Genomic DNA, 13,570 nt, shown 5'->3' on the forward strand with positions numbered 1-13,570 from the left:
TAAAATCTAAGATATTTATTGTATTTTTATAAAATTGCCTAGGAAATAATTTTTGAAAGCTTTTTTAGAATATTTTCAGCTATTGTGTCTTGGTATTTTATGGAGCAGTGGCTCATTATTCTGTAGTTAGATCATGGCGAGTATTCTTTTTTGGTGTTACAATTTTTACATATTGGTGTAGAATACTTTTTTTCTTTCCATTCTTTTCATGCATATATCTTTAAATGGTAGTATTTTATTATTAAGTTGTATATTATCACTTAAATAAAAGAATAGATAGAAAAATAAACTACAATAAATCCAAAAAAATCTTAAAAACTAATGTTGTAAACATTGCATTTGCAAAAATAGCCAAAATCAAAATAAAATTCATAATAATTCTTATATAGTCCAGCACCAAATTTTTGGAACAAAATTTGTAGATTATATATAAATAAACTGCAAAAATTAGTGCAAAAAATTAAGTTTCTGACTATAAATAAAAATTTTTAAAATTTTAATCAGGATTTTTAAGGAAATAATAATATTTAAAGTCGAAATAAAGAAAGTTAAATGTTTACTAAAAAGACTTTTGGCCGCGATTTTTTTTATTAAATCGGATAAGGAATATTATTTTTGAGGTTTGTGATTTTTTTATTTTTTATTTATTTTTAGAATGTTGTGATGTTTTTGGTGATATAGTTGTATATTTTTTTTTGTTTCCAAATCTTAAAGCACGATTTTATTTTTTTTCTTTCAGGCTTTCTTATTTGTTTTTTTGGGCTTATTGATTTTAAAAACTTTGAAACAAGAAAAAACACATCTTTAGTAGATAAAAGTATTAAATAGCTATTAAGTAATTTAAAATATAAAAAGATTAGTTGTCTTGGATCTGCCAAAAAAGAAAGATTATTTATATTATCATAAGCATACTATTTAACAGTAAAAAATATCATTAATGAGGTTTTATATCATGAATAGAAAACAACTAGCTATAGACTTCGCAAAATCATTAAACCATTCTGAAATTGAAAAAATTATCCTATTTGGTTCTGTAGCTCGAGGAGAAGATAAAAAAGAATCTGATATAGATATTTTAATCGTTACTCGTGCTATAAACGATGACCTTAAAATTAGTGATGATGTCTATGGTAAAGTAATGGATATTCTTCTTGAAACAGGTGAGTACCTTTCTACAAAAATGGTTCCAATTGAACACTACCAATCTCATTTAGATTCACACTTTTATATTAATATTGAAAATGAAGGAATATTAATAGGCTAAAAATCATTAAACTTTTTATTTAGTTGGTAAAAAATGAGTGATATTGATTATGCATTTAAAAGGGCATTGGAATTATTAGAAGTTTCAGAACTTCTTTATAATAATAAACATTATGCAGACTCAATCAATCGTTCATATTACTCAGTTTTCTATGCAACCAAAGCTTTACTAATTAAAAAAGAAATAGATGCTAAAAAACATAGTGGTCTTATTCATCAATTCGGTTTAGCTTATATTATAAATGATAATTTCAACAAAAACACTGGTAAAATATTATCTCGTTTAGAAGAAGATAGAATTCACGCCGACTATGATATGTCAATACCTATTACAAAAGAAAAAGCAGAAGAATATTTATACAACGCTAAAATCTTCATAAAAGAATGTAAAAAATTTTTATAACTAATTAAGCTAATATATTCAATTTATCATTCCTATAAATACTATGAAAAATATCTATAATGTGCTAATAATGGCTAACAATGCCTGAAAATAATCAAAAATAAGAATTTTAAGCTTAATGGCCACAATAAATATTTAAAAAAATAGTAAGACTGATTTTGAGAAAGAAAGATGGAACAAAAACCATCTTTCAAAGAAAAGCTTAACTTTAGATGATATTTAATTATTATTTTCACCACCCATATTTATCCACATTTTCTTCAAACAAATCTTCAGCAGTATTTGGTCGTGGAATATCTGTAATGATTTTATTGATTTCTTTCTCCCATACTTCTTGTTTCATTTTATTCAAGTCTTTTTTGTTATTTAATTTTTTAAATTCAGCTAAAAAATTAATATTGGAAAGATATTCAGCTCCATAATAATTCTTCATTTTCAGTTTCTTTTATTAGTCCTGAGAATGATTTCCCATGAAACTTAATATATCTATTTACTGTATCATTATAACCACTTCGTGTCTTAATTTCCCAGTTCTGCATTTTTTCAGATGTTATCTAAAATTTCAGCATCTTCTTTTTTCATTACTATTTTATTCATTCTCCTAATAAATAATTTTTTTTAAGAGAACCCTAAAAAATATTTTTTAAGAGAACCCTAAAAAATAATAAAAAAGTATAGATATTTATATAGATTATATTAATATTATTATTAAATAGAATTAATAGATTAGTTCTAGGTTGGAAATAATCTCGATACACCTACTCCTAAAATGATTATTGCTATAATATTTTTCAGTCGAACAATGAAGAATTATTATTAGAAGTATATAACTTTCTATAAATGAGGAATTCAAATGAAATATGTTAAAAGTACTGTAAAGAAATATTCAAGAGAATATAGTAGAACTCTTAAAAATGGTAAAAAAAAGAAATACTCTACTGAACAAGTACAAATAACAGTAGCAAAAGAAGATAATATCTTTGAAGATGGAGAAACAGTTTTAATTCTTCCTTCTCAACATATTACTGAGATTGAAACCTTAAATTCTTTAATAAATGATTTAAAATCTAATAATAAATCATTAAAAGATTCTAATGATAATTTCAAGGCTACAATAGAAAATAATAATTCTACAATATATAATTATGAAGATACAATAGCTAAATTAAAGCACGAAATTACTACATCTGAAAAAAATTTTAAGAAAAAAATAGATGAAGAAAAAACTCATCGTCATGATGAAGATAGTAAAAAAATCGAAAAAATTCAAACTGAATTACTTGAAACCAATGATGCATTAATTAAGGCTAAAGATTTAAACCAAGAATTGGAAAATAAGTCTTCCAAACTAAAATTAGATAAAGAAAAACTTAAATTAGATAAGCAGGATTTAAAAAGAAAAATAAATTCATTAGAAGATAATATTAAATCTTTACAATCCAATATCCAAATAATGGAATCTTCTCAAAATGAACTTTCAAAACTTAGAAACGACCATGAAACATTAGTCCATAATTATGAAAACATTAAAACTGATCTTGAAAAATCTAACGAAACTGTATCATATTATGAAAGTGTAAATAAAAAACTTAAGGAATTTATTCTTAAATCATATTAGTTAGTATTTCAAATTTTCTTCCTTTAATCATTTAAATTCACTTTTAATATTTTAAATCCACTTTTAATCATTCAAATTCATTTTTAATATTTTAAATCCACTTTTAATCATTCAAATTCATTTTTAATATTTTAAATCCACTTTTAATCATTTAAATCCAACTAATAACTTTTTTAGGATTAAATATTTAGAGTAGGTAGTGAAAATATATATTTTAGATGATTTAGTTATATATTTATTAATTATTAAACATATTTTAATATTTATACTAAAATTATTATTTTCAATCTTAGGTCTTCACCATAATACTAATTATTTAATATCTTGGGATAATTCCCCTTCTAAATAGTTTTCATATCCTACCAAATCAAGTAAACCATGTCCTGAAAGATTGAAAACTATTGTTTTTTCTTCACCAGTTTCTTTACATTTTTTAGCTTCGTCAATAGCTATTTTTATTGCATGACTAGATTCTGGGGCAGGAACAATCCCTTCACAGTTAGCAAATAATTTTCCACTTTCGAAAATATCTTTTTGATGAGCTGATCTTGGTTCTATATATCCTTCTTTCGCGAGTAATGATACTATAGGTGACATTCCATGATATCTTAATCCTCCTGCATGTACTGAAGGAGCTATAAAATCATGTCCTAATGTAAACATTTTCAAAAGAGGAGTAAATTGATTTGTGTCTCCGAAATCATAATCATATTTACCTTCAGTTAAAGTTGGGCATGAGCTTGGTTCAACACTTATGAATTCACAATCTGTGTTTCCATTTATTTTATCTTTCATAAATGGAAATGCGAATCCTGCAAAATTACTTCCACCACCAACACAGGCTATCATCATATCTGGTTCGATTTCAGCTATTTCAAATTGTTTTTTAAGTTCAAGTCCAATAATTGTCTGGTGTAACATAACATGGTTTAAAACACTTCCCAATGAATAGTAAACTTTATCATCACTGAATGCTTCTTCCATTGCTTCTGAAATAGCTATTCCGAGAGATCCAGGATGGTTAGGATTTTCTTTTAATATTTTTCTACCATATTCTGTATTTTTACTTGGTGAAGCATAAATTTTTCCATCATAGACTTTCATTACAGTTTTTCTAAATGGTTTTTGATCATAGGAGACTCTAACCATGTATGTTGTACAACCAATACCAACCATAGAACAAGCTAGGGATAATGCTGTTCCCCATTGTCCAGCTCCTGTTTCAGTTGTTAGTCTTTCAATTCCATCTTTTTTTGCATAATATGCTTGTGCTATTGCACTGTTTAGTTTATGGCTTCCAGTTGGAGAGGTGTCTTCTCTTTTATAGTAAATTTTAGCAGGGGTATTGAGCTTCTTTTCTAAGTTTTTTGCTCGATACAATGGACTTGGCCGTCCCATTCTCATATATAATTCTCTTACTTCCTTTGGAATAGTAATGTTCCTTTCTTTAGAGAATTCTTGTTCTAAAACTCCTTTAGAAAATACTTTAGGGAGATTTCCAACTTGATCAGACCCTTCACTATTTTTTGGCATTGGTAGCTCTACAGGAAGGTCAGCAAGAATGTTATACCATTTTTTAGGTACTTCATCAGAGGGTAATTCTATTTTATACATTATTTCACCATTATTTTCTATTATTTCCTATTATTTTTATTTTATATTATTAGTTATTATTATCACTATAATAATTTATTCTTAATTTATAATATAATTATACTATTTAAAACCTTTTTAGTACATTTTTGTACTTTATTAATATAATGAATATTTAATGAATTCTAAACTTATTATAATAATCTTATAATATATTCTTTAATTTTAAAAATATTCAATTTTAAACACTTAAAATAAATACATAACATTAAAAACTTAAAATAAATTCTATAAGAACTTCTACAAATAAATTTTTAATTTCCCTTGCTGATAAACACTTTTAATAATTTATTATAAAATTTTCATATTTATAAATATTATTGGATGAGAAATAATTTTTTGAAAAGTTCATGATTTTTTATTCCTTAGCTATTTGAAATATCGTGGTGTTGTTTTGGTGGTGTAATTGTATATTCCTTTGGTATGTTGTCATTAATTTGTTATTTTATTATTTTGCTTTTTTGCATATTTTTGTTGTGAAGTATTATTATTTACTAATTTATGATATATATATATATATATATATATATATATTATCTTTAAATAAAGTTTATATAAGGCATAGAATATAATTATTATCGGTTAATTAATAGGGATTATTCTCTATTTTTTAACTTTTTAGTATGATTAAATAAAAAGGAGGTGAAAAAACGAAAAATTATAAAAAAGTAATGATAAAAACGAGTATACTAATAGCTACTATTTTATTATTAGCTATTAGCTTAAATGCAAGTTTTGCTATTAATAATACTACTACTGGTGGTATAAATACAGCAATAAATGGCGCTTCTCCAGGTGATACAGTAAATTTAGATCCTGGTAACTACACAGGAGGTAACAATAGAGGAATAACTATTAACAAAAATGTAACAATCCAAGGAAACGGATCTGCTGCTGATGTAATAATTGACGCACTAGGATCAAACCGAATATTCATTATAAGTAATAACTTGAATGTGACTTTCATCAACATAACATTCGCTAATGGAAGATCTACAGATGGGGGAGCAATATATAATCAATACTTCGCAACAACGATGACTTTCATCAACTGTACATTCACAAATAACAATGCAACTCGTTGGGGTGGTGCTATCTCCAATAATGGTGCAAATATGATTGTTAATGGTTCTACTTTCATTAACAACAAAGCAACTAACCAAGGTGGTGCTATCTACAATACTGGTGGTGTTAATATGAGTGTTAGTGGTTCTACTTTCATTAACAACAGTGCTGGTTATGGTGTTGGTGCTAGTTATGGTGGTACTATCCGTAATGATGCTGCTAATTTTAGTGTTAGTGGTTCTACTTTCATTAACAGCAGTGCTGTTTATGGTGGTGCTATCTTTACTACTGATACTGGTCCTAATGTTAGTGTTAGGGATTCTAATTTCACTAACAACACTGCAAATTTGTTTGGTGGTGCTATCAGCACTCAAGGTACTAATATGAGTGTTAGTGGTTCTATTTTCATTAACAACAAAGCAACTAATCCTATTCTTAGTCTAGCCAACTACTCTGGTGGTGGTGCTATCGATAATTCTGGTGCCAATTCGAGTATTATTGGTTCTACTTTCATTAACAACTCTGCAGTTAGTTCTATTCTTAGTCCTGGCGGTGCTGGTGGCGGTGCTATCCGGAATACTGTTGGTTTGAGTATTATTGGTTCTACTTTCATTAACAATACTGCAACTTTTTTTGGAGGGGCTATCTTCAGTAGGCCTTCTAATTTTAGTGTTATTGATTCTACTTTCATTAACAGCAGTGCTGGTTATGGTGGTGGTATTTTTGCTATGGGTGCTAATAATAGTATTCTAGATTCTAATTTCACTGGTAATAGTCATGCTGTTGGTTTAAATACTACTAATTTCACATTATCTGGTAATCGTATTATTAATAATACTGTTGGTATTCAATTTGTTTTAACTAATTTGAATTATAATATCAGTGGTTTAAACAATACTAATATTATTACTGATAATTTGTTTGCTGTTGCTATAAGTGGTAATAATACTAATTACACAGTAATAGATAGTTTTGGTTATAAGGATAATAGTGGATTTATATTCACTAACGGTGCTAGTGGTAATCGTTTGACTGGTAATTTTACAGGTTATACTAGGTCTGATAGTAGTGGTGTTGCTGTAATGTTTAATGCTACTTCAACTAATAATTTGGTTTATAATTCTACTATCAATGGCAGCGATGTTGGTGTTGTTTTCAATGGTACTAATAATAATTTAACTGGTTCTAATATAGTCAATAACCTAAATGGAGGAATAATTGTCTATAATGTAACTGGTAATCGTATCAATTACAATCGTATCTACAATAATAATGGTACTGGATTTGATATAGTAAACCTTGGAACTAATACTAATGCTGATTTGAACTGGTGGGGTAAAAACAATATAAGTAGTATTGTTTCTGGTGTTAATACCAATAATCATTATATTTTGAATATTACTAACACTAGTAGTTTAGATAATGTTAATATTGGAGAGAGTATTAATTTTTATCTATTAGTCTTGAATACTACTTTGACTAATACTAATGTTACAAATTTACCATATTTTGTAATTAATGGTACTTTTAATGGTGGAGCTTATAATTCCAGCCGTGATAGTAATTTTACTTATGTGTTCAATATTTTATCTGGAGAGACTCAAAATATAGATGCTTCTTTAGATGATGAATATGTATTTATAAATTTTGATGTGATAAAATATTCTACTAACTCAACTATCATTTTTAATCCTAATCCTGTCCCTATCGGCGATAATGTCACTGTTAGCGGTCAGTTAGCTAATTATACTGGGATAAGTAATGTTAACGTTACTGTTGATGGTAAAACATTTACTAATGTAACTGTTAATAATACTGGTGGTTGGAATATAGTTTATACTACTAATCGTACTGGAACTTTAACTGTAGTTGTTAGCTTCGCTGGCAATGAAAATTACACAGCTTTTACTAATACTACAACTTTCACAGTAGCTAAAAATAGTACTAACTCAACTATAATTGTTAATCCTAATCCTGTAAATATCGGTGTAAATACTACTATTAGCGGTATTTTAGCTAACTATACTGGGATAACCAATGTTACCGTTATTATTGGCGGTGATATTAGATCAGTAGCTGTTAATAGTACTGGTGGTTGGAGTATGAATTATACTACAACTCAAACTGGCACTTTAACTGTAATTATTATCTTTAATGGTAATGATAATTACACAAGCTTTATTAATTCTACAACTTTCACTGTAGCTAAAAATAGTACTAATTCAACTGTTGTTGTTAGTCCTAATCCAGTTCAAATTGGTAATAATGTCATTGTTAGTGGTGTTTTAGCTAATTATTCTGGGATATCTAGTGTCACCGTTATTATTGGTGGTGATATTAGATCAGTGGCTGTTAATAGTACTGGTGGTTGGAGTATGAATTATACTACAACTCAAACTGGCACTTTAACTGTAATTGTTAGTTTTGCTGGTAATGATAATTACACAAGCTTTATTAATTCTACAACTTTCACAGTAAATAAGAATAGTACTAATTCAACTATCGTTGTTAGTCCTAATCCAGTTCAGATTGGTGTAAATACTACTATTAGTGGTGTTTTAGCTAATTATACTGGGATAACTAGTGTTACTGTTACTGTTGATGGTATACAATTTAATGTAGCTGTTAATAGTACTGGTGGTTGGAGTTTGAATTATACTACTATTCGTACTGGTAATTTAACTGTAGTTGTTAGTTTTGCTGGTAATGATAATTACACAAGCTTTATTAATTCTACAACTTTCACTGTAGCTAAGAATAGTACTAATTCTACTATCGTTGTTAGTCCTAATCCAGTTCAGATTGGTAATAATGTCACTGTTAGTGGTGTTTTAGCTAATTATTCTGGGATATCTAGTGTTACTGTTACTGTTGATGGTATACAATTTAATGTAGCTGTTAATAGTACTGGTGGTTGGAGTTTGAATTATACTACTGTTCGTACTGGTAATTTAACTGTAGTTGTTAGTTTTGCTGGTAATGATAATTACACAAGCTTTATTAATTCTACAACTTTTACTGTAGCTAAGAATAGTACTAATTCAACTGTTCTTGTTAGTCCTAATCCAGTTCAGATTGGTAATAATGTCACTGTTAGTGGTGTTTTAGCTAATTATTCTGGGATATCTAGTGTTACTGTTACTGTTGATGGTATACAATTTAATGTAGCTGTTAATAGTACTGGTGGTTGGAGTTTGAATTATACTACTGTTCGTACTGGTAATTTAACTGTAGTTGTTAGTTTTGCTGGTAATGATAATTACACAAGCTTTATTAATTCTACAACTTTTACTGTAGCTAAGAATAGTACTAATTCAACTGTTCTTGTTAGTCCTAATCCAGTTCAGATTGGTAATAATGTCACTGTTAGTGGTGTTTTAGCTAATTATTCTGGGATATCTAGTGTTACTGTTACTGTTGATGGTATACAATTTAATGTAGCTGTTAATAGTACTGGTGGTTGGAGTGTAGTTTATACTACTATTCGTACTGGAACTTTAACTGTAGTTGTTAGTTTTGCTGGTAATGATAATTACACAGCTTTTACTAATTCTACAACTTTTACTGTAGCTAAGAATAGTACTAATTCTACTATTGTTGTTAGTCCTGATCCTGTTAGTATTGGTAATAATGTCACTGTTAGTGGTGTTTTAGCTAATTATTCTGGGATATCTAGTGTTAATGTTATTATTGATGGTGATGTTAGATTAGTGGGTGTTAATAGTACTGGTGGTTGGAGTTTGAATTATGCTACTATTCGTACTGGTAATTTAAATGTAGTTGTTAGCTTTTTTGGTAATGATAATTACACAAACTTTATTAATTCTACAACTTTTACTGTAGCTAAGAATAGTACTAATTCTACTATTGCTGTTAGTCCTGATCCTGTTAGTATTGGTAATAATGTCACTGTTAGTGGTGTTTTAGCTAATTATTCTGGGATATCTAGTGTTAATGTTATTATTGATGGTGATGTTAGATTAGTGGGTGTTAATAGTACTGGTGGTTGGAGTTTGAATTATGCTACTATTCGTACTGGTAATTTAAATGTAGTTGTTAGCTTTTTTGGTAATGATAATTACACAAACTTTATTAATTCTACAACTTTTACTGTAGCTAAGAATAGTACTAATTCTACTATTGCTGTTAGTCCTGATCCTGTTAGTATTGGTAATAATGTCACTGTTAGTGGTGTTTTAGCTAATTATTCTGGGATATCTAGTGTTAATGTTATTATTGATGGTGATGTTAGATTAGTGGGTGTTAATAGTACTGGTGGTTGGAGTGTAGTTTATACTACTATTCGTACTGGTAATTTAAATGTAGTTGTTAGCTTTTTTGGTAATGATAATTACACAAACTTTATTAATTCTACAACTTTCACTGTAGCTAAGAATAGTACTAATTCTACCATCTTTGTTAGTCCTAATCCAGTTCAAATTGGTAATAATGTCACTGTTAGTGGTGTTTTAGCTAATTATTCTGGGATATCTAGTGTTAATGTTATTATTGATGGTATGCAGTTTATTGTAGCTGTTAATGGTTCTGGTGGTTGGAGTGTAGTTTATACTACTGTTCGTACTGGTAATTTAACTGTAGTTGTTAGTTTTGCTGGTAATGATAATTACACAAGCTTTACTAATTCTACAACTTTCACTGTAGCTAAGAATAGTACTAATTCAACTATCGTTGTTAGTCCTAATCCAGTTCAAATTGGTAATAATGTCACTGTTAGTGGTGTTTTAGCTAATTATTCTGGGATATCTAATGTTACTGTTACTGTTGATGGTATACAGTTTATTGTAGCTGTTAATAGTACTGGTGGTTGGAGTTTGAATTATGCTACTATTCGTACTGGTTCTATTAGTGTTGTTGTTGGTCTTTTTGGTAATGATAATTACACAAGCTTTACTAATTCTACAACTTTCACTGTAGCTAAGAATAGTACTAATTCAACTGTTGTTGTTAGTCCTAATCCAGTTCAAATTGGTAATAATGTCACTGTTAGTGGTGTTTTAGCTAATTATTCTGGGATATCTAATGTTACTGTTACTGTTGATGGTATACAGTTTATTGTAGCTGTTAATGGTTCTGGTGGTTGGAGTGTAGTTTATACTACTGTTCGTACTGGTTCTATTAGTGTTGTTGTTGGTCTTTTTGGTCATGGTAATTTCTCTGATTTCAGTAATTCTACAACTTTCACTGTAGCTAAGAATAGTACTAATTCAACTGTTGTTGTTAGTCCTAACCCTGTTAATATTGGTAATAATGTCACTGTTAGTGGTGTTTTAGCTAATTATTCTGGGATAAACAGTGTTATTGTTAATGTTGATGGTATGCAGTTTATTGTAGCTGTTAATGGTTCTGGTGGTTGGAGTGTAGTTTATACTACTGTTCGTACTGGTTCTGTTAGTGTTGTTGTTGGTTTTGCTGGTAATGATAATTACACAAGCTTTACTAACTCTACAACTTTTACTGTAGCTAAGAATAGTACTAATTCAACTGTTCTTGTTAATCCTAATCCAGTTCAGATTGGTGTAAATACTACTATTAGTGGTGTTTTAGCTAATTATTCTGGGATATCTAATGTTACTGTTAATGTTGATGGTATGCAGTTTATTGTAGCTGTTAATAGTACTGGGGGTTGGAGTGTAGTTTATACTACTGTTCGTACTGGTTCTATTAGTGTTGTTGTTGGTTTTGCTGGTAATGATAATTACACAAGCTTTACTAACTCTACAACTTTCACTGTAGCTAAGAATAGTACTAATTCAACTGTTCTTGTTAATCCTAATCCAGTTCAGATTGGTGTAAATACTACTATTAGTGGTGTTTTAGCTAATTATACTGGGATATCTAGTGTTATTGTTAATGTTGATGGTATGCAGTTTATTGTAGCTGTTAATGGTTCTGGTGGTTGGAGTGTAGTTTATACTACTGTTCGTACTGGTTCTGTTAGTGTTGTTGTTGGTTTTGCTGGTAATGATAATTACACAAGCTTTATTAATTCTACAACTTTTACTGTAGCTAAGAATAGTACTAATTCAACTGTTCTTGTTAATCCTAATCCAGTTCAGATTGGTGTAAATACTACTATTAGTGGTGTTTTAGCTAATTATACTGGAATAAATCAGGTTAATGTTATTGTTGATGGTACAACATTTGCTAATGTTGCTGTTGATGGTTTTGGTTATTGGGTATTAAATTATACTACTAATCGTACTGGTAATTTAACTGTAGTTGTTGGTTTTGCTGGTAATGATAATTATACAAGCTTTATTAATTCTACAACTTTTACTGTAGCTAAGAATAGTACTAACTCAACTATTGTTGTTGATAATGTTCAGATTGGTGAGAATGCTACTATTAGCGGTCAGTTAGCTAATTCTACTGGGATATCTAGTGTTACTGTTACTGTTGATGGTATACAGTTTAATGTAGCTGTTAATGGTTCTGGTGCTTGGAGTTTGAATTATACTACTGTTCGTACTGGTAATTTAACTGTAGTTGTTGGTTTTGCTGGTAATGATAATTACACAAGCTTTATTAATTCTACAACTTTTACTGTAGCTAAGAATAGTACTAATTCTACTGTCGTTGTTAGTCCTGATCCTGTTAGTATTGGTTCGAATGTCACTGTTAGCGGTGTTTTAGCTAATTATACAGGTATTAGTTTTGTTAATGTTATTGTTGATGGTAAACAATTTAATGTTGCTGTTGATGGTTCTGGTTATTGGGTATTAAATTATACTGCTAATCGTACTGGTAATTTAACTGTTGTTGTTGGTTTTGCTGGTAATGATAATTACACAAGTTTTACTAATTCAACTAATTTCACAGTAAATATGGTAAATAAGAGCAGTACTAATTCAACTGTTGTTGTTAGTCCTAATCCTGTTAGTATTGGTAATAATGTCACTGTTAGTGGTGTTTTAGCTAATTATACTGGGATAGCTAGTGTTAATGTTATTGTTGATGGTAAACAATTTAATGTTGCTGTTGATGGTTCTGGTGGTTGGAGTATGGTTTATACTGCTAATCGTACTGGTAATTTAACTGTTGTTGTTGGTTTTGCTGGTAATGATAATTACACAAGCTTTACTAATTCAACTAATTTCACAGTAAATATGGCAAATAAGAGTAGTACTAATTCAACTGTTGTTGTTAGTCCTAATCCTGTTAGTATTGGTAATAATGTCACTGTTAGTGGTCAGTTAGCTAATTATACTGGAATAACTAGTGTTAATGTTACTGTTGATGGTACACTCTTTACTGTACCTGTCAATGGTTCTGGTGGTTGGAGTATGGTTTATACTGCTAATCGTACTGGTAATTTAACTGTTGTTGTTAGTTTTGCTGGTAATGATAATTACACAAGTTTTACTAATACTACTAGCTTTAATGTTGGTAAGTTAGGTGTTAAGTTAACTGTAAATGTTCCTGGAACTGTTAAGGTGGGTAAAACCATGATAATTGATGGTGTGCTTGTTGATGAGAATGGTAATCCTGTAGCTAATGCTTTGATTAATGTTACTGTTGATGGTAAGGTTTATTCTTTGACTACTGAT

7 protein-coding genes are annotated in these 13,570 nt (G+C 28.9%); 4 read left to right on the plus strand and 3 right to left on the minus strand.

All coding sequences use genetic code 11. The features are described from left to right. Window positions 1-952 precede the first annotated feature (952 nt). On the plus strand, window positions 953-1,264 hold the full coding sequence (locus tag MBCUT_RS04445) for a nucleotidyltransferase domain-containing protein (RefSeq protein WP_067259350.1): 312 nt from the start codon (window positions 953-955) through the stop codon (window positions 1,262-1,264). Between the two features lie 33 nt (window positions 1,265-1,297). Beyond that, window positions 1,298-1,666 (plus strand): HEPN domain-containing protein, encoded by a 369-nt coding sequence (locus tag MBCUT_RS04450; RefSeq protein ID WP_067259353.1) that lies wholly within the window; start codon window positions 1,298-1,300, stop codon window positions 1,664-1,666. 232 nt (window positions 1,667-1,898) lie between these two features. On the opposite strand, the gene MBCUT_RS04455 is transcribed toward MBCUT_RS04450, so the two are convergent. Beyond that, window positions 1,899-2,099 (minus strand): hypothetical protein, encoded by a 201-nt coding sequence (locus tag MBCUT_RS04455; protein ID WP_067259356.1) that lies wholly within the window; start codon window positions 2,097-2,099, stop codon window positions 1,899-1,901. Further along, window positions 2,077-2,205 carry a hypothetical protein gene (locus tag MBCUT_RS11700; protein ID WP_281177932.1) on the minus strand — a complete coding sequence of 43 codons (129 nt, stop codon included), beginning with the start codon at window positions 2,203-2,205 and terminating at the stop codon, window positions 2,077-2,079. Before MBCUT_RS11700 ends, MBCUT_RS04455 begins: the two co-directional genes overlap by 23 nt. 314 nt (window positions 2,206-2,519) lie before the next feature. Here MBCUT_RS11700 and MBCUT_RS04460 point away from each other — a divergent pair, with 314 nt between their 5' ends. After that, window positions 2,520-3,284, plus strand: a complete 765-nt coding sequence (locus MBCUT_RS04460; protein ID WP_067259358.1) for a hypothetical protein — start codon at window positions 2,520-2,522, stop codon at window positions 3,282-3,284. A 312-nt stretch (window positions 3,285-3,596) separates the two neighbouring features. Here MBCUT_RS04460 and MBCUT_RS04465 read toward each other — a convergent pair whose 3' ends face one another. Beyond that, window positions 3,597-4,898 carry a TrpB-like pyridoxal phosphate-dependent enzyme gene (locus MBCUT_RS04465; protein ID WP_394327051.1) on the minus strand — a complete coding sequence of 434 codons (1,302 nt, stop codon included), beginning with the start codon at window positions 4,896-4,898 and terminating at the stop codon, window positions 3,597-3,599. A 710-nt stretch (window positions 4,899-5,608) separates the two neighbouring features. Between MBCUT_RS04465 and MBCUT_RS04470 the strand changes: the two genes are divergently transcribed. Beyond that, window positions 5,609-13,570, plus strand: a 7,962-nt coding sequence (locus MBCUT_RS04470; protein ID WP_157082479.1) for a beta strand repeat-containing protein, incomplete at its 3' end; no start/stop codon positions are given.

This window comes from Methanobrevibacter cuticularis (assembly GCF_001639285.1).
Lineage (GTDB): Archaea > Methanobacteriota > Methanobacteria > Methanobacteriales > Methanobacteriaceae > Methanobaculum > Methanobaculum cuticulare.